This is a genomic window from Aeromonas popoffii (genome assembly GCF_037818705.1).
Lineage (GTDB): Bacteria > Pseudomonadota > Gammaproteobacteria > Enterobacterales > Aeromonadaceae > Aeromonas > Aeromonas popoffii.
Map to the genome: position 1 here is coordinate 3,149,105 of NZ_CP149129.1, position 25,380 is coordinate 3,174,484.

At 57.2% G+C, this 25,380-nt stretch carries 25 protein-coding genes; 3 read left to right on the plus strand and 22 right to left on the minus strand.

What is annotated here, in order from left to right; all coding sequences use genetic code 11:
* Nucleotides 1-88 precede the first annotated feature (88 nt).
* Entirely contained in the window at nucleotides 89-1,219 is a 1,131-nt protein-coding gene (locus WJM78_RS14305; RefSeq protein WP_339010038.1) for a cupin domain-containing protein, read from the plus strand.
* Between the two features lie 132 nt (nucleotides 1,220-1,351).
* Here the strand turns inward: WJM78_RS14305 and WJM78_RS14310 are convergent, their stop codons facing one another.
* From WJM78_RS14310 to WJM78_RS14350, 9 genes are all read right to left on the minus strand, one after another.
* Nucleotides 1,352-3,943 carry a hypothetical protein gene (locus WJM78_RS14310; RefSeq protein ID WP_339010039.1) on the minus strand — a complete coding sequence of 864 codons (2,592 nt, stop codon included), beginning with the start codon at nucleotides 3,941-3,943 and terminating at the stop codon, nucleotides 1,352-1,354.
* A 63-nt stretch (nucleotides 3,944-4,006) separates the two neighbouring features.
* Nucleotides 4,007-4,228, minus strand: a complete 222-nt coding sequence (locus tag WJM78_RS14315) for a hypothetical protein (protein WP_339010041.1) — start codon at nucleotides 4,226-4,228, stop codon at nucleotides 4,007-4,009.
* 633 nt (nucleotides 4,229-4,861) lie between these two features.
* A complete protein-coding gene (locus WJM78_RS14320) occupies nucleotides 4,862-5,371 on the minus strand; it encodes a GNAT family N-acetyltransferase (protein ID WP_042034061.1) in 510 nt (169 codons plus the stop codon).
* A 32-nt stretch (nucleotides 5,372-5,403) separates the two neighbouring features.
* Nucleotides 5,404-7,038: a GNAT family N-acetyltransferase gene (locus tag WJM78_RS14325; protein ID WP_339010044.1), complete on the minus strand. Its 1,635-nt coding sequence runs from the start codon at nucleotides 7,036-7,038 to the stop codon at nucleotides 5,404-5,406.
* Nucleotides 7,038-7,652, minus strand: a complete 615-nt coding sequence (locus WJM78_RS14330) for a glutathione S-transferase family protein (protein ID WP_108537041.1) — start codon at nucleotides 7,650-7,652, stop codon at nucleotides 7,038-7,040. The genes WJM78_RS14325 and WJM78_RS14330 overlap by 1 nt, the downstream gene beginning before the upstream one ends.
* A 44-nt stretch (nucleotides 7,653-7,696) precedes the next feature.
* The gene (pdxH, locus tag WJM78_RS14335) at nucleotides 7,697-8,335 is read right to left on the minus strand and encodes a pyridoxamine 5'-phosphate oxidase (RefSeq protein WP_042034064.1); all 639 of its coding nucleotides are present in this window, start codon (nucleotides 8,333-8,335) and stop codon (nucleotides 7,697-7,699) included.
* A 177-nt stretch (nucleotides 8,336-8,512) separates the two neighbouring features.
* Nucleotides 8,513-10,690 (minus strand): reprolysin-like metallopeptidase, encoded by a 2,178-nt coding sequence (locus WJM78_RS14340; protein ID WP_339010046.1) that lies wholly within the window; start codon nucleotides 10,688-10,690, stop codon nucleotides 8,513-8,515.
* A 320-nt stretch (nucleotides 10,691-11,010) separates the two neighbouring features.
* Nucleotides 11,011-11,337 (minus strand): hypothetical protein, encoded by a 327-nt coding sequence (locus tag WJM78_RS14345; RefSeq protein ID WP_339010047.1) that lies wholly within the window; start codon nucleotides 11,335-11,337, stop codon nucleotides 11,011-11,013.
* A complete protein-coding gene (locus WJM78_RS14350; protein WP_339010048.1) occupies nucleotides 11,334-13,346 on the minus strand; it encodes a reprolysin-like metallopeptidase in 2,013 nt (670 codons plus the stop codon). The genes WJM78_RS14345 and WJM78_RS14350 overlap by 4 nt, the downstream gene beginning before the upstream one ends.
* Before the next feature lie 209 nt (nucleotides 13,347-13,555).
* On the opposite strand from WJM78_RS14350, the gene WJM78_RS14355 reads away from it, so the two are divergent.
* A complete protein-coding gene (locus WJM78_RS14355) occupies nucleotides 13,556-14,767 on the plus strand; it encodes an RsmB/NOP family class I SAM-dependent RNA methyltransferase (protein ID WP_042034069.1) in 1,212 nt (403 codons plus the stop codon).
* A gap of 65 nt (nucleotides 14,768-14,832) precedes the next feature.
* Here the strand turns inward: WJM78_RS14355 and WJM78_RS14360 are convergent, their stop codons facing one another.
* Nucleotides 14,833-15,177: a Grx4 family monothiol glutaredoxin gene (locus tag WJM78_RS14360; RefSeq protein ID WP_042034070.1), complete on the minus strand. Its 345-nt coding sequence runs from the start codon at nucleotides 15,175-15,177 to the stop codon at nucleotides 14,833-14,835.
* A gap of 286 nt (nucleotides 15,178-15,463) precedes the next feature.
* Between WJM78_RS14360 and sodB the strand changes: the two genes are divergently transcribed.
* Nucleotides 15,464-16,048 (plus strand): superoxide dismutase [Fe], encoded by a 585-nt coding sequence (gene sodB / locus WJM78_RS14365; protein ID WP_005319233.1) that lies wholly within the window; start codon nucleotides 15,464-15,466, stop codon nucleotides 16,046-16,048.
* Between the two features lie 132 nt (nucleotides 16,049-16,180).
* Here sodB and WJM78_RS14370 read toward each other — a convergent pair whose 3' ends face one another.
* The 12 genes from WJM78_RS14370 to WJM78_RS14425 all read right to left on the minus strand — a co-directional run bounded on the left by WJM78_RS14370 (nucleotide 16,181) and on the right by WJM78_RS14425 (nucleotide 25,363).
* A complete protein-coding gene (locus WJM78_RS14370) occupies nucleotides 16,181-16,993 on the minus strand; it encodes an MlaA family lipoprotein (protein ID WP_042034073.1) in 813 nt (270 codons plus the stop codon).
* Nucleotides 16,994-17,073: 80 nt separating this feature from the next.
* The gene (gene ccmI, locus WJM78_RS14375) at nucleotides 17,074-18,345 is read right to left on the minus strand and encodes a c-type cytochrome biogenesis protein CcmI (RefSeq protein WP_275929625.1); all 1,272 of its coding nucleotides are present in this window, start codon (nucleotides 18,343-18,345) and stop codon (nucleotides 17,074-17,076) included.
* Nucleotides 18,342-18,821, minus strand: coding sequence for a cytochrome c-type biogenesis protein (locus WJM78_RS14380; RefSeq protein WP_108537478.1), 480 nt, complete (start codon nucleotides 18,819-18,821; stop codon nucleotides 18,342-18,344). Before WJM78_RS14380 ends, ccmI begins: the two co-directional genes overlap by 4 nt.
* A gap of 11 nt (nucleotides 18,822-18,832) precedes the next feature.
* The gene (locus WJM78_RS14385) at nucleotides 18,833-19,363 is read right to left on the minus strand and encodes a DsbE family thiol:disulfide interchange protein (protein WP_275929627.1); all 531 of its coding nucleotides are present in this window, start codon (nucleotides 19,361-19,363) and stop codon (nucleotides 18,833-18,835) included.
* Nucleotides 19,360-21,315 carry a heme lyase CcmF/NrfE family subunit gene (locus WJM78_RS14390; RefSeq protein WP_275929628.1) on the minus strand — a complete coding sequence of 652 codons (1,956 nt, stop codon included), beginning with the start codon at nucleotides 21,313-21,315 and terminating at the stop codon, nucleotides 19,360-19,362. The genes WJM78_RS14385 and WJM78_RS14390 overlap by 4 nt, the downstream gene beginning before the upstream one ends.
* Nucleotides 21,316-21,397: 82 nt before the next feature.
* Nucleotides 21,398-21,889: a cytochrome c maturation protein CcmE gene (gene ccmE / locus WJM78_RS14395; protein ID WP_042034078.1), complete on the minus strand. Its 492-nt coding sequence runs from the start codon at nucleotides 21,887-21,889 to the stop codon at nucleotides 21,398-21,400.
* The gene (gene ccmD / locus WJM78_RS14400) at nucleotides 21,886-22,092 is read right to left on the minus strand and encodes a heme exporter protein CcmD (protein ID WP_108537475.1); all 207 of its coding nucleotides are present in this window, start codon (nucleotides 22,090-22,092) and stop codon (nucleotides 21,886-21,888) included. The genes ccmE and ccmD overlap by 4 nt, the downstream gene beginning before the upstream one ends.
* Before the next feature lie 2 nt (nucleotides 22,093-22,094).
* Nucleotides 22,095-22,835 (minus strand): heme ABC transporter permease, encoded by a 741-nt coding sequence (locus WJM78_RS14405; RefSeq protein ID WP_275929629.1) that lies wholly within the window; start codon nucleotides 22,833-22,835, stop codon nucleotides 22,095-22,097.
* Nucleotides 22,836-22,997: 162 nt separating this feature from the next.
* Nucleotides 22,998-23,666 (minus strand): heme exporter protein CcmB, encoded by a 669-nt coding sequence (gene ccmB, locus WJM78_RS14410; RefSeq protein WP_042034081.1) that lies wholly within the window; start codon nucleotides 23,664-23,666, stop codon nucleotides 22,998-23,000.
* Nucleotides 23,667-23,670: 4 nt separating this feature from the next.
* Nucleotides 23,671-24,306 (minus strand): cytochrome c biogenesis heme-transporting ATPase CcmA, encoded by a 636-nt coding sequence (ccmA, locus tag WJM78_RS14415; protein ID WP_108537474.1) that lies wholly within the window; start codon nucleotides 24,304-24,306, stop codon nucleotides 23,671-23,673.
* A gap of 163 nt (nucleotides 24,307-24,469) precedes the next feature.
* Nucleotides 24,470-24,856 (minus strand): DUF2802 domain-containing protein, encoded by a 387-nt coding sequence (locus WJM78_RS14420; protein ID WP_108537473.1) that lies wholly within the window; start codon nucleotides 24,854-24,856, stop codon nucleotides 24,470-24,472.
* An 18-nt stretch (nucleotides 24,857-24,874) separates the two neighbouring features.
* Entirely contained in the window at nucleotides 24,875-25,363 is a 489-nt protein-coding gene (locus WJM78_RS14425; protein WP_005298836.1) for a chemotaxis protein CheW, read from the minus strand.
* Between the last annotated feature and the right edge of the window lie 17 nt (nucleotides 25,364-25,380).

Sequence of the window (25,380 nt, forward strand, 5' to 3'; positions counted from 1 at the left end):
TGTTATTTTCCCTGCCACAGCAGGATCCCGAGTGGCTTTTCCCAAGCCCGACTTGGGCAAAACCTCTTTGCGAGACACGAGAAACAGCATGTACCAACTCAATCTGGATATCGCTCACTTCCTTGAGCACTACTGGCAGAAGTGCCCACTCCTTATCAAGGGCGGCTTCACCGACTTTCAGGACCCCATCAGCCCGGACGAGCTGGCGGGTCTGGCCATGGAAGAGGTGGTGGAGTCCCGTCTGGTGACCCGCTTCGACAACAAGTGGGAAGCGGCCCACGGCCCCTTCGAATCCTACGACCACCTGGGGGAAGAGAACTGGACAGTGCTGGTGCAGGCTTGCAACCACTGGGCCCCCGAGGTACACGAGCTGGCACTGCCGTTCCAGTTCATCCCGGGCTGGCGTTTTGACGATGTGATGGTGAGCTTCTCCACCCCTCACGCGGGGGTCGGCCCCCACATCGACAACTACGACGTGTTCATCACCCAGGGTCTGGGCAAGCGCCACTGGCGGGTTGGTGATGCCAAGCCGCTCAACGAATTTGCTGCCCACGCCGCCCTGCTGCACTGCGAGCCGTTCGAGGCGATCATCGATGTCATCATGGAGCCGGGCGATATCCTCTACATTCCACCCGGATTCCCCCACGAGGGCTACGCCATCGAGCCCTCCATGAACTTCTCGGTCGGCTTCCGTGCGCCGGATGCCAAGGCGCTTATCTCCTCCTTTGCCGATCACCTGATCGACAATGAGGTGCGTACCGAGCGTTACGGCGACGCCGACCTCAAGCCCCGTGCCCGTCACGGCGAGATCCAGCCCCACGAGCTGCACCGTCTGCGCGAGCTGATGCAGCAGGCCCTCGATGACGAGACCCTGTTCAAGGAGTGGTTCGGCACCATGATCTCCGAGGCCAAGCACGATCTGGACGTCAATCCGGTCGAGCCGGACTACAGCGCCGAGGAAGTCGCCGACCTGCTGACTCAGGGCGAGCCCGCCATCAAGGTGCCGGGCCTGCGTAGCGTCTGGTTCAGCGGTGAGAGCCAGCAGTGCTATATCGACGGCGAAGCCTGGACCCTGCCAAGCGACGATGCGGCCGCCATTTCGCTGCTGTGTGACAAGGACATCATCACTCAGGCAGACATGGTAGAACTCGCCGATCAGGCCGGTTTCCTGCAACTGCTGACCCGTCTGATCAACCGCGGTTACTGGTTCTTCAGCTGAACAGCAACGACAAAGGCGCCTGATGGCGCCTTTTTTATTGCAGGAAGTTGATTTCCCTACCCTTATTTGCAGCATGGACCCGTGTCATAGTGACGACTCATGGCCCAGCGAGGAATAAGGGCGTTACATCGGTTACCTCGGAATAAATACATTCTTGTAGAAGGATAGAAACCCATTATCCGGCACCTGAAACTCAACCCCATTGTGCAATGACAGTGAGGCACCACCAGTGTTATTCATAATTGCGCCATAGCGCGCATAACCACTTTTTCCATCGTGATACATAAAGTCCATCCGTGAAACCAGTTCGCCGACTTTGTTGAACAAGCGGCCGACAATCGGCGACTCTGAGGACATGGGGGAATTGATAGTCCGCAGTAATGTCATACTGGTATAATCCCCATTGTTATCCCGGGTCAGCAGATAATGGTAGCGAGTCTTAGGAGCATCCACACCACTTAACCGATAGATCAAATTCACGTTAGTACCGAGTGCCAGCGCAGTAAGGCTCGAGGTGATCGGTGCATTGGGCTGACCGACAAAATTAGATATTATCCTGCGTACGTCACCATCCCTCACCTGATAGATATGTCGGGTAGTAAAGATAAGGAACATGGTCTCCTCAAGGTCATTGATGGCAACCACATCCATCGGATAATCACCAGGCTCTAAATTTAATTTATTCACCAGGTCATTGCTACTTGTCGGGGCATTTTCCAGATTAGACGTCAAGTAGGCGTGTGGCTGAAAGTAGCCGGCCCTGGCTATGAAGATTGCAGCAGTCTTCCTACTATACCTTGTATTACTCTCAACGGCATGATCGCAGGTTGTCAACTCATATTCCGGCTGCCAGCCACTGATTGGTGTTGTGGCTCCCGTGTCGAAGAAAGTCGATATATTTCCGTAGCCCGGCTTCTTAATATCGGCAAAGTTATAAATCCTGCTATTTCTTGGGGAGGTTACCAAGGCCCCGGCCTGATGATAAATAGGCTTATTGTGGTCAAGAATGTTTTTGACATTAGTCCAATCGGTATTCATGGTCTTGGCATCCAAGGCACAGACCATGTTGCCATTCCGGCCAAGGACCCGGCAGAGGTATGAGCCAAGATCTTCATACTCAAGCCCCCGTGGTCTAATATATTCTTGGGTATATCTCGCGATCGGGTCGATTGAAATAGGGGCTTTTTTGAGTGACTCGTAGATCCACTGGGCAATAGCTACCACTATGCCTATCACTGCAATAATAATGCCCAAGGGTCCGGCAATGGCAAACCCCATCACAACACCAATGGATATGCCCAACGCCATAGTGGCGACGAACATGTTGATTGCAGCAAATATAATATCCCCAACATCCCCGCCCATGGCAGCCTGATACATGCTATACGCTGCCAAGGCTGCCCCCAGCACCGCCAACCCAACAAAACATATATTGATAACCCGGGCGATATCTTGAGTGGCGAGAAACATCTTGGTGGCTATCTGCCGCTCTACCACATTTTTGAGATGCGTACCTTTGGCTGAAAGGTTGCTCAAGAATTGACTGAATTTCCCCATATTAATGGCTATACTGTCTATGATGCTTCCACCATTGCCATAAATAAACATGGTTACTTTATCAAGGAACTTACCGAGCTGGATCAGATTCAGCCCCGTATCAATAAAGGCCACCCCCAGCCCCATCAAAGAAATAGGGTTGCTCAGCTCCTCCCGATCGGTCGCCGTCAACCAGGTAAAGTTGCCAACCCCCAGCAGCAAGGCGAACACGGATAGGAATGACTCTGTGGCGTTAGCGGGAACCACACCAGAAAAGGCGGTGGGAGCCACGCTGACCGTCGCCCTTGCCAGATCAGGATATTTTCTAAGAATACGCTGCCGGGCCTCCCCATCCTGCAAGGTGAACATTTTCAAATTCATATCTGGACCAGTATAATTAAGATCCTGCCAGAATTTATCCGGGCTATGTTGGTTGAAGAAAGTGTTCCAGAAGTTGCGCTGATTACCGCTTTGAGTTTTCAGAAAGGTCACGACATCATCGAAATTGCTCCTGTTGGCCAGGACTGTGTATTTCTCGCTTTGGTGGCCCCAGCTCGTGTTCATGGCAAGCCCGGTGTAAACAGACCCCGCCAGGGTGCGTTCAAACTCTTGCAGAACATTCTCGTTGATGCGACTACCGGATGAAATATTGAGCGCTCTGACTTTATTGATGGTGTTATAAACCTTCCTCATTGCCATTTCAAACGATGAACCTGGCCTCAAAGACTCCTGAACTTTAAAAGAACTGATAAGTTCATCTAACACCTGATTATTGGAGTAGCGCTCGATAAGTTGACGAGCCCAGTTTTCGCCCCCTGCTTTGTAGGCGGTTAACTTTCTACTTTGACAATAATGGGTGGCGACAGAATATAACTGATCGATGATATTTTTAAAGTCTGTACCTTTTTTCTCTGCTTGCTGAATATTCGCATTGACCTTCACCATATCCCAAGAGTTATACAGTTTCCGGTTAGCCACAGTGACATCTTTTTGCTTGCTATATGAGTGTTGCAACAAACCACTCACATATTCAACCATATAATCATTAAAGTAGCTGCCATTGCGTTGATAAATGGATTTTACCGTGTCAAAGCTATCACTCATTGTCAGCACATTATTATTAGGCTTCATGCCTGGGCCTAACGCTTCGCTTAATGAGCCGTTCTTATTCTGGAATTCGAACTTCATTAACTCTTGAAACATCACCTGGGCAAGATATTGAGCTTCATCGGTATATTGTTCAAAACTGATCTAATTCGGGTAAAAGGCAGTCTGGTTAGAGATGTCCACGTAAAAATCGATCGCATCCAGCTCAGTGAGTGTGCCACTATTCAGGGCAGCAAAGGCGGCCTTCACCGGAGTAGGGAAAACACTACTTGCCGCCAAGCCGAGCAATGACATGGAAGAGAAGGTGAGAAAATCCCGCCGCCCCTGTGAAACTTCTTGATGGATGATCTCTGATAATTTTTTCATATTGTATACCCTAGTATAAATACTCTATGTGGATGTAAATATCCTTTCATAAACAAGGGAATAGCAAACAGAACCATATCATCATGGCTGAGTGAATTATCCTTGTTTACAAGGACAACATTAAGTGGAGGTTATTTGCATCTATGCGATATAGATGTAAACAGCATCCACTTTACTGGCATTTACTAGATAAAAATGAACAAAAATAACCAAGACTCACAGTGAATCGATTATGCATCCTTATTTATTGAATCATCTTCACGAACTTACACGTGCATTCTCGTATGAGTCAAACATCAATAGCTGCATCTGGTTAAAAAATGTTACCTGTTAGACAAAAACAGATTTTGTTGCGGAAAAAGTTGTAACGAGATATTGCAAAGGAAAATCCTCTTGAAAAGAGGCAACAATACAGCGGACCGGTACCGGGTAACGTTGCGTTATTCAGTGACAAATCGGCATACTATTCATGCCCCAAGACCACCCGATCACGGGCACGCCGTCAGCAGGCCGGTTGCAAGGTCGCAGGAGACTGACTCTGATGACAATCGAGGGGGCTTCGGCGGGAAGATTGCATACCTTGCAACCTGTCTTGATAACAAAACGGCAGCCTTGAGGCTGCCGATTTGTGGCTCATTGTTCGTCGGGGATCTCGTCAAACAGGGGGTGGTAGAGTACCTCACCGGCCATGCCGGCCAGCCCCCCTTCCTGCAGCTCCATCGCCAGAAAACAGTCGGCGGGCACCTCGTAGATGCAGTGCAGGCCGAACTCGCTGGCGGGACGAAAACCGAAGCGGCCGTAATAGGTCGGGTCACCGAGCACCACCACCGCTTTCCAGTCCATTTCCAGCGCCGTGTCCAGCCCCTCACGTACCAGATCCGAGCCTATGCCCTGCCCCTGCCAGTCCGGATGCACGGCCACCGGCGCCAGACCGAGCCAGGGCCCTTCCAGGCCGTTAATGGTGATCGGGCTCAGCATCAGGTGCCCCATGAACTCGTACTCTTCCTCTTCGACCATGGTCACCACGGCGGCGCCACACTCGCGCAGGCGGTTGACCAGTTCGGCCTCATCGGAACGGCCAAAAGCGGCGCTCACCAGTTCATAGACCGGCAACATGTCGCCGGGGCGCTCGGTTCTCAGCATACAGCGTTACTCCTCGTACAGCAGAGCGGGCATTATTCCACAAAGTGCCGGTCAGCCTGAGCACCTTTGTCCAGAAATGGGAGGGTGGACTCAGGAAAGCGCGCCGCAAGTTGCAGCAGCAACCCCAGCAAGGCCGCCGGCGTCAGGGTGGTAATGGCCTCACCGTAGGCCGCAAACAGCGCAGCATCCTCTTGTTCAAGCCGTGCCAGCGCAAACTCGGGCCCCTGATGCCAATGTCCGGCCAGCTCATCGATCAGGGCCGGCAGCTCCACCAGCAGCCAAAGCTGGCGATAGCGCCCCGCGACCGCGTCCCCAGCACTGGCCCCGGTCGCGGGCAGGCCGGTGCGACGCGCCATCTTGCCAATCCAGCCGAGCCGCTGTTGCCGCTGCGCGCGGGTGAGCAGAACGGGCCCATGGCGCCGCAGGCTGGCCAGTTGCAGCAAACAGGCAAGTCCCTGCTCGTCCCTGTCTTTTAGCAGCACACCGCCCAGCAGATGAAGCCGCTCGGGTTCGGCCTGATCCAGCTCACTGAGTGGATAGCAGATGATATCGAGCCTGGCGCCATCATCAGCGGCGACGCCCGGCAAGTCGGGGGCATGGCCCTGCTCATCCAGATACAGGGTGAGTTGCGATGGGTGGCCATGGCCCAAACCGACCTGTGCATCGACGCCATGCAAGATAGCCACGGCCACCCGCTCGTCCGCCAGCCAGTGCGCCAGTTGCCGGGTCACTGGCTCGGGCAGGCTGATGGCCCTGTCCAGTCGCCAATAGCTCACCTCGCACGGCTGCCGGGCGGTTTGGCCGCGCAGCCCGCGATAGTGCATGCCGAGCTTGGCCATCACCCGGCCGGAGGCGAGGTTGCCCGGCATGTGGCACGCGGTCAGCGCCGGCAACTGCAAGGTGTCGAATGCAAAAGATTTGACCCGTTGCGCGGCCCGGGTAGCCAACCCCCGGTTCTGCCAGGGGACGCCGACCCACCAGGCCAGATCGCCGTTCCAGTGCAGCGAGATCACCCCGACCAGCGGAGCCACTTCATCCTCCTGCGGCAGCGTCAGGGCCCAGCTCCAGCCCAGCCCCAGCGCCGCCTTGCGCCAGCTGCCGACAAGCCAGTCACGGGCGCACTCCGGCGGGTAGGGGTGAGGAATATTGAGGGTATAGCGGGAGAGCGCCTCGTCGCTGCAATAGCGCACCACCTGGGCCTCGTCGTCGGCCAGCAACGGCCGCAGCACCAGCGCAGAAGAGAATGAGGCCAAAGCTGGCTCACGTAGCAGAGGCACACTCACACGGCGGGCAAGCAGGCGGTTGAGCACGGCGCCCATGTCGTCGTCCGCCGTCAGCGCCAGATCCGCCCCGAGTGGGCCCAGGGTGAGCAGACCGCTCTCCTTGGCCAGCGTCAGCAGGGAGGCCGAAGCACTGATGAGGATCTGACGGCTGGGGTCCGCCTGGACATCTGCGATCAGATCGCCGTCGAGCCAGACAGCCAGCAGCGAAGTGGCCAAGAGGAGCCCATCGGGCTGGCAGGCGGACCAGAGATCCTTCTCCTCTGCCAGGTGGGACTCTGCCTCCTTGCTGAGCAGCAGCTGCCAGCGATGGCCCTGCCGCTGCCAGGCTTGCAGCACGGGGGCCCAATGGGGTTGCCACAGCGCCCGCTCGATCAGCAACTCCATCAGCGGCCCTGACAGGCCGCCGGCAGGCTCAGGTGGCGAGGATGAGCCTCGATGCGGGCGATCCAGGCCTGGATGGCGGGCCAACCCTGCAGGGAGAAGATCCCCTCCTCCGCCACATGGGTGTAGGCATAGAGGGCGATATCGGCGATGGTCGGTGCGTCGCCGCACAAGTAAGGGCGCTGTTTCAGCTGCTGCTCCATCACCGCCAGCGCCCGCTCACCTCCGGCCTTGAGGCCGTCGAGCCGCGCCTCCTGGGATTCAGGGCGGCCCAGATAGTGGACGATGAAACGCGCCACCGCTATGTAGGGTTCGTGGCTGTATTGCTCGAAGAACAGCCACTTTAGCACCTCGGCCTGCTGGCGCGGCTCTGCCGGCCAGAGCGCCGAGCCCTGCGCCAGATAGAAGAGGATGGCGTTGGATTCGGCCAGCGCATCCCCTTCATCGATGGCCAGCACGGGGATCTTGCCGTTGGGATTCATGGCCAGAAAGGCCGGGGTTTGGTTGTCGCCGGCTTGGATATCTACCGGGACCCAGTCGAGGGGCAACTCCAGCCAGCGGGCCAGCAGCCACCCCTTGTAACAGTTGCCGGATCTCAAATCGCCATATAGACGCATACAGACTCCTTGTCAGCTCAGGATTGCAGAGGATAAACGGAAGATCAGGGTGCCAGCCGCTCTATGTGCCAGCCTTCCCCTTCCCGGTTGTAGTAGAAGCGGTCGTGCAGTCGGTGTTCGCCACCCTGCCAGAATTCGACCGTGTCGATCCGCACCCGATAGCCACCCCAGAAACTCGGCAAGGGCACTTCCCCCTTGGCAAACTTCTGCTTGAGCTCGAGAAATTTGGCCTCCAGCACGCCGCGCGCCGAGATGCGGGTCGACTGCTTGGAAACCCAGGCGGCTATCTGGCTATCCTTGGGACGGCTGTGGAAGTACTTCATCACCTCGAAGGTGCTCATCTTCTCCACCCGACCCGTCACGTGCACCTGACGGTCCAGAGTGTGCCATGGAAAGAGCAGGCTGATGCGGGGGTTGCCCTCCAGCTGGTGCGCCTTGCGGCTGCCCATGTTGGTGTAGAACACCATCCCCTCTGCATCGTAGTGCTTGAGCAGCACGGTACGCTGCCAGGGTTGCCCCTCGGCATCCACGGTCGCCACCACCATGGCGGTGGGATCGGTCAACTTGGCCTCGCAGGCCTGAGCCAGCCACTTCTCGAACAGCGCCAGGGGGTCGGCTGGCAGATCGGCCCGGTGCAATCCGCCCCGGGTGTATTCACGGCGCAGATCAGCTACATCCATCATCTTGATTTTCCTTAAAATAAATAATGGTTCCACGACCATCAAGAGAATGATTGCAGGCATTGTGCGCTCGATAAAGTGACCTTGTAAACCATACAAAAAAAGCGAAGAGGCTAGAGCCTCTTCGCTTAAATAATGAATATCCCAAAGATGAGAACCCTCACCCTTTGGTCATCAGGTTTAGTGGCTCACGGCCTCACGACGACGCAGCAGTGCCGCGATACCAAGACCAAACAGCGCGAATAGACCGGTCGAACCGCCACCGCCACCACCGCCATTGCTTTCAGGCTGGGGCTGGGGCTCGGGAGCCGCTTTGGTCGCCAGCTTTGGCGTAATGGCATAGAAGATATTGTCGCTACACGCCAGCTTGAGACGAACGGAGGTGCCCGCAGGCCCCGGTATGGTCACGTCATGGGCGCCGTTATTGCTCACACCGCTAACCAGCGGCTGCCAGCTCTTGCCTTCATCGTTGCTATAACTGATGTCGACCCGCTGACAATTGACCGGATGACGATCAGTACCCGCCACTTCCCAGTTAATTGTGGTCGGGCTGCCAACCAGAATACGCTGGTCAGAGGGCGGTAATATTTTGAAGGTACGTGAGCCAGTATCCACAACCTCGACCGAGGTCTCGCCATAGGCAGCGCCCCCCTTGCCATCACGGGCCACCAGACGGAAATTAAGGGTGCGAGCCACATTGACCCACACATCCCCTTTCTCCGCGTCCCCTTTCAACTGAGTCGCGAGCGAGGGAAAGTGGCGAACCGAGGATGCTGTCGGTGCTGCATAGCGATACAGGGGACCGGTTGCAAGGAGACCGGAACTCAATTGATGGCCACTCGTAGTCGCGTCCCCCAGATCGACCTGCTCCCAGGTATAGGTGAGGGTATCGCCGTCAACATCATGACCCTCGCCACTCAGGCTAAATGCCACTCCTTTTGGAATTACATGCACTGGCGGCACTTCGATAATTTCCGGCGCCTGATTATCTCCATTTTCTCTCGGAATAAGCATGCCACAACGAGGTTCCATATACGGTGCAGTAAAAGGTGCTAAACTCGGATTGTTAGCAATCTTTTTCGCGTCAACACTCGCCTCCTCTTCACGTTTGGCAATATGCGCTAACATTTGCTTAATCGACTCGCTATGAAAATAGGCTTCGCTATGGGGCTGCAAGTCTTGGCTCGCTATCAAACCGGCATAACCCATAATGGAGCTACCACTACCCGGCTCAAAAGCTTTTTTATTATATCTTTGCCCTACGCCTGCATTATAGGTATGATTGGCACCAAATTGATGGCCTATTTCATGAGCGACAAAATCAATAAAGAAGGCGTCACTTTCTGGTATTTTATTTCCTGTTCGCCCTATCGATCTGAATGAAATAACCGGCTTTGACGGAATATCAGTGTCTTGTGCAACCATGCTGCATAAGGACCCCAAGGTGGCGGCGCCCGATTTATCTGCGGTTGTCAGTACATGACCGATATCGAAATAACCCAGCTCCTTATTCTTAACTTTTTCCCCCTGCACATAGCCGTTTTTCTTACTGTCACTCTCCTCATACCAAGGGCTGACACCGGCTACATAGTTTGTATTTACACCGTTATAGAAGGGACTATCATTTTTCGTATAGATGATAGTATCACTTCCCTCTGCCAATACAAAACGAGCACCAAGATCACGCTCATATACATCATTAAGTCGGTTTACCAACGTTGTCAGTGAAGCCAGCGCTTGAGCCTTCCCCTTGAAATACTCGGTATATTCCCCAGTAGTTGAAAATGCAATTCGATACTCCTTGAGCGTAGACGCAGCATAGCCTATCTCATTGCGAGCGGCCTCCGTGTCATTCGTCAACTTTTTTTTGATATCAGACTGTTCAACGACTTCATTAATCCCATCACTGGAAGGTGCATTTTTTTTGTAATAAACAGCGTAAGAACCATTGCGTTGAATATCGACAAACACCTGCTCTCCGGCATGCATAAACATGCCGTTAAAACCACGCAGTGAAATATCAAAGCGACCGGTATTACTGGCATTGCCCACTTCACGTCCTTTATAGGTCATGATATCTGGATATTTTTCTGCCAGCACTGGTGGTAATACTGAATAGGCTTCCAATTCATATTGCACCATATTGCCATCAGGCAACGGCAGCGTAATAACGGTTTGGCCTGCACGCAGATTTTCTAAAAAATCTGGATCTACCTCAAATGTATTATATACGCGAGCCCTTACCGTATCATCGGCCGGCTTGCTGCGTTTTTCGACCATATGCCATGGGGATGCCAGCGCGATATTGGCTGACATTGCGATGACAACTGAGATTGCTTTTATTGTGAACTTCATCATTTTAATCACCTGACTGAACAGCTGACGATGATAACGTGACGCACGTCACATTTCAACTTTTCAGACAAGAAATCAAATAAAATTAAACCATTTAAAAACAAAAAGTTACAAATAAAGGCCTCATAAGAGACTCATTTTAAAAGCATTTTCACCCCAGCTGAAAAGGGGGTAATAACTCAAAACTTATGATTAGCTTCCTTTATAAAATCTTCAAAATCAGTTAGATATTGCGCGTAACAACCCTCATCAATACCTGCTCGCCCCGCCAATATTTACAAAAAATAGAAGGAGGTTTACACCTCCCTCTTGATAACCAGGCATTACTGATCGTTTACAGAGTGAGGAGGGCAATGCTTCAACATCTGCTGGTTATATTCGCTGGCGTAGGCCCTCAGCTTGGCATGTATCTCTTGCTGACCGGGCCTTATCACATCACCCAGTCCATCCAGATAACGTACACCACAGCGCGCCTTGGCCTCCGCCTGCTGTTCTGCAGGAATACCGGGCGCTACTTCACCGCGCCCGGCCCGCACAATCAGCCGGTAATCCGGCTTGGCAAGGCTGGCGCTGACAGCCTGCTCCAGGGGGTCGGCATTCGCCTGACATCCGCCGAGCAGTGTGAGCAGCAACAAGCCGGCGACTCTCATGCCCGCCTCCGTTGCCAGCCGAGTAGTGCCAGTGCCAGGGTCCAGAAACCGAGCGAACCGCCCCCACCCCCGCCCGAGTTGCCGCCACTTTGTACCACAGGCAACTTGTACGGGCTGATGGCGAAGAAGATGTTGTCGCTGCAGGCCACTTTCAGCCTGACGCTGCTGGTGAGGTTGGCCGGCAGGGTGACGGTGGCAGAGCCACTGTTGAGCTTGCTGCTGGCCAGAGTCGCCCAGTTAGCCCCCTCATCCTGAGTCACGAACAGGTCCACCTTGCTGCAGTTGATCGGGGCCGCGCTGGTGCCCGCCACATCCCAGCTGACCGACTGGCTGGCGCCCGGTGTCACCGCCACGCCAAGGGGACTGGTCAGACGGAAGGCGCTGCCGGTGTTGACCACCTGCACCTTCATGTCATCGCTGGCAACGCCGCCCTTGCCATCACGTACCGTGAGCCGGAAGTTGAGACTCCGGTTGGTGGTGGGCCAGGCCTCTCCCTTGGCTAACGAGCCGGAGAGCAGGGATGGCAGGCTCGGCAGGATCCGCTCCGGTGAGCCGGTCGGCGACACGAAGCGGAATAGCGGACCGGAACCCTCGTCGATCATACCGAGGGCGCTAATGGATGGGTTGCCCAGATCGATCTGCTCCCAGGTGTAAGTCAGGGGATCCTTATCCAGATCCGCCCCGGCGCCCTTGAGCACAAACGGCGTGTTGGCCGGAATGATATGGCTGGCCCCGGCAGCCGCCTGGGGTGCGTTGTTGCTAAGGCTCAGCGTGGTGCCGCAAGCTGGCACAGTGGCCATGTGCGCCCGGATCTGCTCGATGGACTTGCTGTGGAAATAGGGATCGCTGTGCAGCTGTATGTTCTCGTCACCACAAATACCGGCATAGGCCATGATGGAGCTGCCGCTGCCCGGCTCGAACGCCAGTCCGGCGACCCGGTTGCCACCGCCGCAATTTTTGGTGGTGCCGTTGAAAGTATGATCGGCACCAAACTGGTGGCCGATTTCGTGGGCCACATAGTCGATAAAGAAAGCATCCCCCACCGGGGTGGATGAACCCGTCATGCCTGCCGACTTGGTGGCCGTACAGAGCGCGCCCAATTCGGCCAGGCCACCACCGCCTGTGTTGAGCACATGGCCTATGTCGAAGGGACCCAGGTTGCCCTTGGTAAGAGCCTCTCCTTGCACCAAGACGTTTTTGCTGACGTCATCAGCCTCATAGGGGCTGCTGACACCGTCGATGTAATTCGGGTTATCACCGTTGTAAAAGGGGTCAGTAACAGGATCGGTAAAAATAATGGCGTCATTACCGCTGGCCAGCTGGAACTCGGCCCCCACATCGCGCTGATATACCTCGTTCACCCGGTTGAGCAGGGTGGCTATGGCCCCCATGGTCAGCACCTTGGAGCCCCCGTGGAACTGGGTATACTCCCCGGCCGCCGAGATGGCGATGACATAGCGCTTGCGCTCGTTGCCATCCACTTGCACCTTGCGGGCCAAGGTTTTGGCGTCGGCACCGATCACCCTGTCTGCTTCCTCTTCCAGCCGGCTGTAGGCATCCTGCTGGTAATAGACGGCATAGCCTTCGGCATTGCGCAGCGGGTCGACGAACACCATCTTGCCCTGGTGGGTGAACATGGCATGGAAACCTTGCGGGCCCAGGTCAAAGCGACCCGTCTCCACCGGCGCCGCCGGGTTATGGCCCTTAAAGGTCAGGATGTCGGGATACCTGGCGGCGAGATCGGCGGGCAGCAGGTCATAGGCCTGCAGGGTGAAGGTCACCTCGCCTCCGTCCGGCAGTGGCAGGGTCAGCTGACGCGCCCCTGCCTGCAGTCCGGCAAAGTAATCGAGGGGCACCTTGGCCACCCGGAACTGGTTGGCCCGCACTTCATAACCGTCCGCCGCCGTGGCGCGCGCCGCCACCGTGTTCCACTCCTTGGCCACGAGGCCACCCGAACTCATCAGGCTGGCCACGACCAGCGCCAAGGGCGAATATTTCATCAACTGCATCTTTTTAGTCCTTTTAAATGCACTCACCTGAACTGCAATCGGCATCATTTTCCTGCTGGTCCGATTAGTCCAGCACCATCGTCTGTATATTCCCCGAATGGGGAGTGTTGCACCAACCCTGTCTAGCCCCTATCATTGCGCGGATTTATCAGTTTTAGAGCTGCGTCACCATGACGACGGTTCGTCTTTATTTGACCAAGGTTAATCTCATGCTTAAATCCCCACTGTTGCCCCGTTTCGGGGACCTGATCGTTGCCATCGTTGACGATGTGCTAGGCCAGGGTCTCACCCTGGACCGCGCCTATGCCCGTCACTTTTCAGGCATCGAACTCAAACCGCAAGAACAGGCAAGGATTGCTCTGGTCACTGGCGATCTGCTGCGTCGCCTCAGCCTCTATTGCGCCCTGACCGGTATTCAGGTACGTCAGGCCGAGAAAAATGTCTGGCCGCTGCTGCACAGCTGGCACGCTTTTCACAAGATTGCTCAACCCAACCACCCAACGCTGGATCGCTTCAACGAAGAGGCATTCCGTCGCCGCCTGACCGAAGCGAAGAAGAACCCTGTGCTGATGGACGGTTGCCCCAGCTGGCTGGAGAAGCTGGGCAGCGAGCAACTCGGCGAGGCTTGGCCTGCCGAGCGCGCGGCCCTGGCCTGGATGCCCAAGCGTTACCTGCGAGTCAACACCCTCAAGGGGTCGCGGGAAGAGTTACAAGCCGTGCTGACCAAGGAACACATCTCGACCATTCCGGTGGAAGGGGTCGCCACCGCGCTGCAGGTCACCACTGATGCAGCGCTGTTCCGCACCAAGGCATTTGCCGATGGCTGGTTCGAGCAGCAGGATGCGGGCTCCCAACTGGTGGCTGCCGCGCTGGAAGTGACGCCGGGCATGCGAGTCATAGACGCCTGCGCCGGTGCCGGCGGCAAGACGCTGCACATTGCAGCCATGATGAACGGCAAGGGCCGTTTGCTGGCGATGGATGTGGAAGAGTGGAAGCTGGAAAACCTCAAGCAACGCGCCCGCCGCGCCGGTGCCCACAACGTGGAAACCCGCGTCATCGAGAGCAGCAAGACGGTCAAGCGCCTGAAAGGCACCGCAGATCGCGTGCTGCTGGACGTACCCTGCTCGGGCCTGGGCGTGCTCAAGCGCAACCCGGATGCCAAATGGCGTGACACTGCAGAGCGGCTGCCGGTGCTGGTGGCCCTGCAGGAGGAGATACTGCAGCGCTACAGCCAGATGGTGAAGGTCGGCGGTCTGCTGGTCTATGCAACCTGCTCCATCCTGCCCCAGGAGAACCGCCAGCAGGTGGACAAGTTCCTGGCTGCCAACGACAACTACCGTCTGCGGGACGACCACACCGTCAGCCCGTCCGCGACCGGTTTTGATGGCTTTTACATGGCACGGATCGAACGTATCAGCTGATCCCGTCAGCCGTGATAAGAAAGGGGAGCCATTGGCTCCCCTTTTTACATGATGCAGATGCGACCTTATTCGGCAGCAGCGTCATCCGGCTTGTGCTTGGCGGCAGTTTCCTTGATCAGGGCCTGCAGCTCACCAGCCTGGAACATCTCGATAAGGATATCGCAGCCGCCGACCAGCTCACCCTCTACCCACAGCTGCGGGAAGGTGGGCCAGTTGGCAAACTTCGGCAACTCGGCGCGGATGTCCGGGTTTTGCAGTATGTCGACGTAAGCAAACGGCTCGCCACAGGACATCAGAGCCTGGGAGGCCTGGGCAGAGAAACCGCAGCTGGGTAGCTTGGGGGACCCCTTCATGTAAAGGATGATGGGATTGTCAGCCAACTGCTGTTTGATCTTTTCAATAGTTTCCATAGGTGCCTCACTAGAGCGATTTCGGCGGCCATTCTACTGCAATCCAGGCAGACCACAAACTGACAAACCGTCCCGGATGCAAGAAGTGATGAATCAATACGCAGCAGCTTGATCCAAGTCATGGCGAGAATCAAGAGTTGTTAGCCCATCTTTGATGCTGGTACAATCGATGGGCTTTGGGCCAACTGGCCCCATCATTTCAAGAACAATTCTTTTCAAAATAGAAAAGAGTACGCAATGTCTTGCAACCGTCGCCTTCGCACGGCCAGCCAATGGAGAGTAGAAAATGGCATTCGAACTTCCCGCTCTGCCCTATGCAATCAATGCTCTGGAACCGCACATCTCCCAGGAAACTCTGGAATACCACCACGGCAAGCACCACAACACCTATGTGGTCAACCTGAACAACCTGGTGCCGGGTACCGAGTTTGAAGGCAAGTCTCTGGAAGAGATCATCAAGACTTCCACTGGCGGCATCTTCAACAACGCCGCCCAGATCTGGAACCACACCTTCTACTGGCACTGCCTCTCCCCGAACGGCGGCAACGAGCCGACCGGCGCCCTGGCTGATGCCATCAATAAGGCGTTCGGCTCCTTTGCCGAGTTCAAAGATGCGTTCACCAAGTCTGCCATCGGCAACTTCGGCTCCAGCTGGACCTGGTTGGTAAAGAAAGCCGACGGCTCTCTGGCCATCGTCAACACCTCCAACGCCGGTTGCCCGCTGACCGAAGCCGGCACCACGCCGCTGCTGACCGTTGACTTGTGGGAACACGCCTACTACATCGATTTCCGCAACCTGCGTCCTAAGTACATGGAAACCTTCTGGACCCTGGTTAACTGGGAATTCGTGGCCAAGAACCTGGCTGCCTGATAGCCGCTTCTTGCCAAAACGCCCCGCACTGCGGGGCGTTTTTTTATGGTGCATACAACCACACCCAGCTGCCAAATAATGACGAGAAAGGCGCCCGCAGGCGCCTTTGTTGTTAAACCGGATGCTCGTTCATCACTGGTCAATTTCATCCAGATAGTCGTCCAGATTGACATCGTCAGCCTTCTGCGCAGGCGTCTGCTTGAACTCGGTTTGACGACCGGTCACTTTGTTCTGGTTGTGTTGCAAAAAGAAATCCTTGGTCAGAGCATAAGGATCAAGCGCGTTGTCAATGATCCGCTCCTGATCGATCAACTTGGAGCGGGTGCCCAATCCATCTAGCATCCAGTGCGTGATGCGCAGCGGCAATGTCAGCAGCGCATAGGGGAAGTAGATGGTATCGATGGTGTCCCCGACCAGCTTGCGGGTGGTACTGGGGCCATAGACAGGCACCATCAGATAGGCGCCATCCCCGATGTCGGCACTGCCCAGCACGGTATTGAACTCCAGCTTGTCACGCTCAAGCCCGGCATACTTGGCCACGTCGAATATCCCCAGTACGCCCACGGTTGTGTTGATGGTAAAGCGTCCCAGATTGGTCCCGGCCCCTTTCAAATCACCTGTGATCAGATGGTTAACCATGCTGCTCGGCTCGTTGAAGTTCTCCACCAGATTCTCGATGCCATCCTTCATGCCCTGCGGAACGTAGTTGGCATAGCCGTGCACCACGGGGCGGGCCACGTAAGGCTCCAGCACATCATAGTTGACCACCCACATGGCCCGGTTTGCGCCCTGGAAAGGGTCACGAGCATCGCTGGCCGTGCTGGTCGCCGCTGGCCGGCTCTGGGCCCTCTTGAGGTCAAGGCTTGCAGGACCCGGCTGGGGCGGACCACCTGCACAGCCACCCAGCAACAACGCCACCATCAATGCCCCTAAACGCACATACATATGGAAGTCCTAGCTTTTTATTGTGATTAATCTGGATTATAGGCAGTCCGGCCCCATCGAGGGGCCGGGCCAAGGGAGTATTAGAGGGCGTGATCGATGCGGATGTCAATCGGCGCTGACGGAATTGCGTCCGTCGGGATCGGAGCCGATACCCCTTCAAACGCCCCTTCCTTGTTCATGACGTTACCACCGCGGGAGAGGCGGGCCTTGAACTGCAACTGCGGGTAGGTAGCAAGCTTGCTGCCCTCCATCATGGCATCACCATCCCCCAGTGACAGAGTCAACGGGAACTGGGGACCCGCTATGCGCTTGACCGCGATGGGCATGGGTGGCCCGTTGGGGATCACCGCAAACACGAACAGATGGGCATCCTCCGGCGGCTGGATGCCGGGGGCCAGCGTGACGTGCAACGGGAACTCACCGGCCTGCACCTGAACAGACGCCTGGGTTTGTGCCTGCTCGCTCTGGATCGCCGGCACGCTTGGCGCCGCCATGCCACGCTGCTTCAGCTGCTGCTCGGCATAGTCGATGGAGCGCTCCACCATGGTGTAGCGAGTCGAGCCCTTCTCCATCAGCGGCAACATCTCGCGCCAGCGCAGCAGCGCCGTCTTGAAGTCCTCTTTTTGCAGCGCCATGAAGGCATAGACGGAGCGAGCCTCTATGTTGGCCGGATCCAGCGCAATGGCGCTACGCAGCAGCTCATCGGCCTGAGCCTCACCTCCGGTCATCATCAGTGCCTGGGCATAGGGCACGGCCACCATGGCCTTTTGTGGCGCCAGCGCATAGGCCCGCTCCAGCGCCTCACGGGCCATCTCGGGATCATTACCATCCAGCGACAGGCGGCCCAGCAGCAGCCAGCCGCGATAATCGTTCGGCTCGTCCTTCAGACGGGTGCGCAAGGCCAGCATGAAGTCCATCAGATCCTGCTCGGTCACCTGGGCATCCTGCTCCACCAGGATACGGTTGCTCAGCTCACCCAACCGGCTGTTGGCGTCCTGCCAGCGCTGGACTTCCCGCCATGAGCCGAGCTGGTAATAGAGTCCCAGACTCACCACCACCAGCACCAGCACACCCGGGATCCAGATCAGACTCTTGCCACCCCGAGCGGTCTGCTCCACGTCGGGAATGTCGTCCAGCAGGCTGCGTTGCAGCTCGATCAAGGAATCCGGCTCTTCCGCCAATATGCCCTGTTCACGCTCTTCGCCTATCTCCAGCAGACGCTGGCGATAGAGCTGCTTGTTGAGGGCCGAGCGGCTGATGCTCTGCTTGCCCTCGCCGCGCCACAACGGCACTACCAGCGCCAGACTCACCAGCACCAGCAGGGCCGCGATCACTATCCAAAATGCGGTCATTGTTTCTCTTCCTCTTTGAGCAGGGCCGTCAAACGACGCTGCTCTTCCGCGCTCAGGGCGCTATCCGCCGGCCTGGCCGCCGCGGGGCGACGACGGCTGCGCACCACCACAGTGACGACACCTATGACGATGACCAGCAACGGGCCCAGCCAGAGGATCAGGGTCGACGCCATCAGCGGCGGGTTATACAGAATGAAGTTGCCGTAGCGGGCGACCATGTAGTCCACCACTTCCTGCTTCTCCTTGCCCTCGCGCACCATTTGATAGGTCTTGTCGCGCAGATCCTTGGCAAGCCCCGCATTGGAATCGGCGATATCCTGGTTCTGGCACTTCGGGCAACGCAGCTCCTTGGTCAGCTCGCGAAAGGTCTGCTCCTGGGCATCGTTGTCGAAGGTGTAAACATCGATGGCGGCCAGCGCCTGACCGGCGCCGCCCAATCCGGCCAGCAACAGCAAGGATGCAATCAATACTCTCATCAGGCTCTCCCTCACTTCATGGCATCAAAGATGGGTTTGAGGGTCGATGCCCAGACGTCGGGGTTGACATCCCCTACGTGGCGATAGCGGATGATGCCCTGGCTGTCGATGAAGAAGGTCTCGGGCGCGCCATAGACTCCCAGATCCAGCCCCAGCATGCCATCCGGGTCATAGAGGTTGATCTGGTAGGGGTTGCCGAGCTCCGCCAGCCAGTTGATGGCCTTGGCGCGTTCATCCTTGTAGTTCATGCCGACGATGTAGATCCCCTGCCCCGCCAGCTGCTTGAGGTAGGTGTGCTCCCCATAGCAGGTCGGGCACCAGGTGGCCCAGACGTTGAGCAGCATGGGCTGCCCCTTGAGGATGCTGCGGTCATGCTGCTTGTTCAGGTCATAGATATCCTGCAGGGTGAACACCGGCACCGCCTTGCCCACCATCACGGATTCGAGCTTGGTGGGATCGGAGTAGAGCCCCTTGAACAGAAACACTGACCCCAGCAAAAAGACGATAAAGGGGATCAAAAACAACCAGATTTTCTTGCTCATGCCTTGGCCTCCTCGTCACGACGGCCAAAACGGTAGCGCTTGTCCAGCATCGCCAGCACGCCGCCAATGGCCATGAAGACACCGCCGAACCAGATCCAGCGCACGAAGGGTTTGTAGTAGATCCGCACCGCCCAGGCACCGTTGTCAAGCTGCTCGCCGAGCGCCGCATAGAGATCCCGGGTGAAACCTGCGTCGATGGCCGCTTCCGTCATCGGCATGCGACTCACCTTGTACATGCGCTTCTCCGGCTTGAGCAGGGCGACCAGCCTGCCACCCTTGTGCACTTCCAGCACGCCCTTGAAACCGTCGTAATTGGGACCGTTCTTCTCGGTAATCCCGGTGAACACGAACTCGTAATCGGCAAATTGCACCCGATCGCCGGCTTGCATGCGCAGGTCTTTCTCGATGCTGTAGTTCTGGGTACAGGCGATGCCGATGATACTCACCGCCAAGCCTACGTGGCCGAAAATCATCGCCCAGTGGCTGTTGCCCAGCTTGCGCACACCGACCGCAAAGCTGTGCTTGTGGGTGGCGCGCACCCAGGTCTCCTGAATGCTGGTGATGATGATCCAGGCGCCGAGGCCTATGCCAAGGGCGGCCCAGGGTTTGAACTCCTCGGCCAACAACAGCGGCAGCAGGAAGGCGGCGGCCAGACTCAATACCAGCGCCAGGATCACCTTGCCCTTGAGCTCACCCAGATCCTGACGGCGCCAGCGAAACAGCGGACCAAGCCCCAGCAGCAGGGCAAATGGAATGATCAGCCAGCTGTAGATGTGGTTGAAGAAGGGCGTCCCGATGGAGATACTGCCAAGCCCCAGCTCCTTGTGCACCAGCGGTAACAGGGTGCCGAGCAGCACGGTCAGCAGACCCGCCACCAGCATGATGTTGTTGCACAGCAGCAGGGTCTCGCGGCTCCACAGCTCGTGCTTGCCGTGGCTCTTCACCTGCGAGCCCTTGAAAGCAAACAGCAGGAGCGAGCTACCTATCACCGCCAGCAGGAAGCCCAGAATGAACAGGCCGCGGGTCGGGTCGGAGGCAAACGCATGCACCGAGACCAGCACGCCCGAACGCACCAGGAAGGTACCGAGCAGGCTCAGGGAGAAGGCAGAGAGTGCCAGCAGCACTGTCCAGGCCTTGAAGGTGGCCCGCTTCTCGCTCACCGCCAGTGAGTGCAGCAGGGCAGTACCCGCCAGCCAGGGCATGAAGGAGGCGTTTTCCACTGGATCCCAGAACCACCAGCCACCCCAGCCAAGCTCGTAATAGGCCCACCAGGAGCCAAGCACTATCCCTAAAGTCAGGAAGACCCAGGCGGCCATGGTCCAGGGACGGGACCAGCGCGCCCAGGTGGCGTCGAGGCGCCCCGTCATCAGGGAAGCGATGGCAAAGGCAAAGGCCACCGAGAAGCCCACATAGCCCATGTAGAGCATGGGCGGGTGGAAGATGAGGCCGGGATCCTGCAATAGCGGGTTGAGATCCCGTCCATCCACCGGGAAGTAGGGCAGAGTGCGAGTGAAAGGATCGGAAGTAAACAGCACGAAGGCGGTAAAACCGACCGAGATCAGCCCCAACACGCCGAGTACCCGAGCCACCGCATCCAGCGGCAGGCTGCGACTGAACAACGCCACCGCCGCCGTCCAGCCACCCAGGGTCAGCACCCAGAGCAACAGTGAGCCCTCATGGGCACCCCAGACGGCGGAGATCCGATAAGCCAGCGGCAACAGGGTGTTGGAATTGGTAGCCACATACTGCACGGTGAAGTCATTGTCGATAAAGGCCCAGGTCAGGCACAGGAAGGACAGCAACAACAGCAGGAACTGGGCATAGGCCAGCGGACGAGCCGTCGACATCATGCCAAGCCGCCCCCACTGGGCACCGAGCAAGGGATAGACGCCCAGCAGCAGGGCGGTGGCAAAGGCCAGGATCAGTGAGAACTGTCCTAATTCCGGGATCATGGCAGGGTTCCTTTCAATTGAGCCGTGACACAAACCGGTACACAGGCGAGAAACGGTAAAAACGGCGGGTGGGCCAGCGGATTCATTGCTTGGCTCCCTTCAACTGCGCCTCGGTATATTCCGGCTTGAAATGCATGCCATTGGTGGCATTGGCCACTTCCGGCGGCATGTAGTTCTCATCGTGCTTGGCCAGCACCTCGAACGCCTCCACGGTAGTGGCGTTCTTGAGGGTACCCTGGGCCACTATGCCCTGCCCTTCGCGGAACAGGTCGGGCAGTATGCCGTCAAACTCGACGGTGACCAGATGGCCGCCATTGTCCACCAGCTTGAAGGCTACCTTGAGGCTCTGTTGATCCCGCAGCACAGACCCCGGCACCACCAGACCACCGATGCGAAGGCGCTGCCCCTCTTCCGGCTTGACCTTGTCCGGCCCCTTGCCCTCCACCAGTTCACTCGGGGTGTAGAAGAGATCGATATTCTGGCTGAGGGCATAAAGCACCAGGCCTATCACGGCAGCGAGGCCAAGACTTATCGCCAGTATGATGCTGAGGCGTTTCTTGCGTCTCGGGTTCATAGGGTGTTCTCCATCTGCTGGGCCGCCTTGCGGCGGGTCTCGCGGGCCTGCTTGCTGCGCAATTCGCCGAGCAGACTGCGGGTCTTCAACCGGGTGGAAATGACGATGCCGACCAGGCAAAGCAGGGTCAGACCGAAGGAGAGCCAGACATAGAAGGCGTAACCGCCCATCGCCATGAAGTCACTGAAAGAGGCAAAGTGCATGCTTACTTCTCCTGCTTGGCAAGATCGATGACCCAGGGGCGATGCCACTCCCGCATCAAGAGCTCATTTCGAAAACGCATCAGGGAGAGCGCCCCGAGGAAGGTGGCAAAGGCCAGTATCATGATGAGCAGCGGCCACAGCATCTCGGGGGAGATGGAGGGTTTGTCGAACTTGGTGATGCTGGCGCCCTGGTGCAGGGTATTCCACCACTCCACCGAGTAGTGAATGATGGGCAGGTTGATCACTCCCACCAGTGCCAGAATGCCGGCGGCACGGCCAGCAACCACCTTGTCGCTGAAGGCGTTGTAGAGGGCAATCACGCCCAGATAGAGGAACAGCAGGATCAGCTCCGAGGTGAGACGGGCATCCCACACCCACCAGGTGCCCCACATGGGCTTGCCCCAGGCGGCGCCGGTAAACAGCGCGATGAAGGTGAACACGGCACCGACCGGCGCAACGGCGGCCACCGTCATGTCGGCCATTCGCAATTGCCAGACCAGCCCGATGAAGGCAGCCACCGCCATGGTGGAATAAGCCCCCATGGAGAGGATGGCGGCCGGCACATGGATGTAGATGATCCGGAAGGAGTCACCCTGCTGATAATCAGCGGGTGCAAAAGCCAGGCCCCAGAGGGTGCCTATGATGAACGCCAGCAGGCTTGTCACGGCAAACCAGGGCAGCAAGGTCCCTGCCAGCTGATAAGCGCGTTCGGGTTTAGCGTAAGGGTGCAACCATTTCCACATAGCTCACAAAACCTTTCTGTTATTAATATAGTGGCGAGGCCTACCATACCCACTGCCGGAAAACATCACATCCCCCGAAAGAAATAAGCAGCAATCCTCTTGATCTATCTCAAGTCTGTTTTTTATAGCAGCCCATCCCGAGACGCCTTACCACAGCGTTCATCAGTTCACGCTGACCCGCAGCGCCGCCGAGACCGCCAAGGGGGTCAGGGTCAGCGCACCGGCCAGCATGGCTCCCAAGATCGCGAGCTGGCCCGAATAGGGCAGCCCCATGCCCGCCGCATCGATGGCGGACGTGGCAAAAATCAGTACCGGAATATAGAGCGGCAGGATCAGCAAGCTCAGCAAGACACCGCCCTTGCGCAACCCCACCGTCAGGGCAACGCCGACTGCCCCGAGCAGGCTCAGCACGGGTGTCCCCAGCGCCAGGGTGGCGACCACCGCCAGATAAGTGTTCATGTCCAGCGACAGCAGGATGGCGAGCAGCGGTGAGATCAGCAGCAATGGCAGACCGGTCAACAGCCAGTGAGCGATCACTTTTGCCAGCGCCAACAGCCCGAGCGGATGAGGCATCAGCATCATCTGCTCCAGCGCCCCGTCGCTGAAGTCATCGCGAAACAGCCGCTCCAGCGAGAGCATGGCCGCCAGCAAGGCCGCCACCCAGATGATGCCAGGGGCGATACGGGCCAGCAGCTTGGGCTCGGGGCCTATACCAAGGGGAAACAAGGTGATGACGATGAGGAAGAACCAGAGCGGGTTGAGTATGTCGGAGCGCTGGCGCAGGGCCATCAACAACTCGCGATGAATAAGGTGGATTACGGCGCGCAACATCAAACTACTCCTGCAGCGAGGGCGTGAGAGAGAGGGTCTTCAACCGCCCTTCCATCAAGGTCATGTCCTGATGGGTGGTGAGGATCACCATGCCCCCCCGCTCTGCGTGGGCCAGGAACAGCCGCTCCAGCACCTTGACACCCTGTTTGTCGATGGCGGTAAAGGGCTCATCCAGGATCCAGAGTGCCGGCTTTTCACTGAGCCAGAGCCGGGCAAGGGCGACCCTGCGCTGCTGACCGGCGGAGAGCTGCCCGGTGGGATAGTCCTCAAATCCGGCCAGGCCGACCTGGGCAAGCACCTGCCACAAATCTACCGTCGATTGAGCCGGATGATGCAACTTTTGATAGAACGCGAGATTTTCGAGCGGCGTCAGCGCCGCCTTGACGCCAGGCTGATGGCCCAGATAGAGCAGGTTGGCATGATATTCATCACGACAGCTGCGGATATTCTCGCCATTCCAGCACACCTCACCGGCAAACGGCTGCGACAGACCGGTCAGCAGCCGGAGCAGGCTGGTCTTCCCCACCCCGTTGGGGCCTTCAATTTGCACCAGATCGCCGGGAGCCACCGCAAAGGAGAGATGTTCAAACAGAGTGCGATCTTCACGCACGCAGCTCAGATTGTTAATTTGAAGCAGCATGAGGATGTAATCAGTGAAAAGAAGCGGCCTGCATATTAACACAGTATTGGGGAGCGTCTTTTCAAAGATGCCAACTATCAGCCGGATTTGTGGGGAAGATCCCGCCTTTGGGATGCATCAAATGGGCGGGAAAAATCAGGAAGGCGGGCGCCTTCCTGAGGTGCTATGAACGGCCTTTTCGCAATGAAATCAATAGTTCTGCCTCAGCTTGCGGCAATTCACATTCATTCATGACCTCGTCGAGGTCGGCGCCCAGCTCCACCATCTTGGCGGCACGGCTGTAAAGGCGGCGCTCCGGATCCTGCAGGGTCAGCTCCTGCTGGCGATCATTGACCAGCTGCATTGCCCCTTCAACGGACTGCAAACGCTGACCCATGCCGATGGCCCCCGTGTGCAGCTCCATCATCTGCTTACGCAGGCTCTCAAGCTGGCCTTGTAGCGTCTCCACCCTGGCGTCGGACCCTCGCTGGCCACGTCGGCTACTGATCACCCCGTACAGGGCCAGCACCAGGGCCAACAAGGATACCCCCAAGGCGGCTATCTCAATCATCGACACATCATTTTCCTATCAGAGGGAACCAATATCTTCCCACTCTTCATCGGAGAGCAGCTTGTTCAGATCGACCAGGATCAGCAGCTGGCCATCGCGGTTGCTGACCCCCTGAATGAACTTGGCACTCTCTTCGGTACCCACCGCAGGGGCGGCATCGATCTCGGAGGAACGCAGATAGACCACCTCGGCCACGCTGTCGACCATGATGCCGATCACCTGCTTCTCCGCCTCGATAATGACGATGCGCGAGTTCTCGCTCACATCGCCGGAAGGCAGGCCGAAACGGGAGCGGGTGTCGATGACGGTCACCACATTGCCGCGCAGGTTGATGATACCCAGCACATACTCGGGCGCACCCGGCACAGGGGCGATTTCGGTGTAGCGCAACACCTCCTGCACCTGCATCACGTTGATGCCGTAGGTTTCATTTTCCAGCTGGAAGGTGACCCATTGCAGCACTTCATCTTCGGCCAGATTCTGTGCAATATTGCGCTTTTCTGTCATGTTTTTATTCCTTTTAT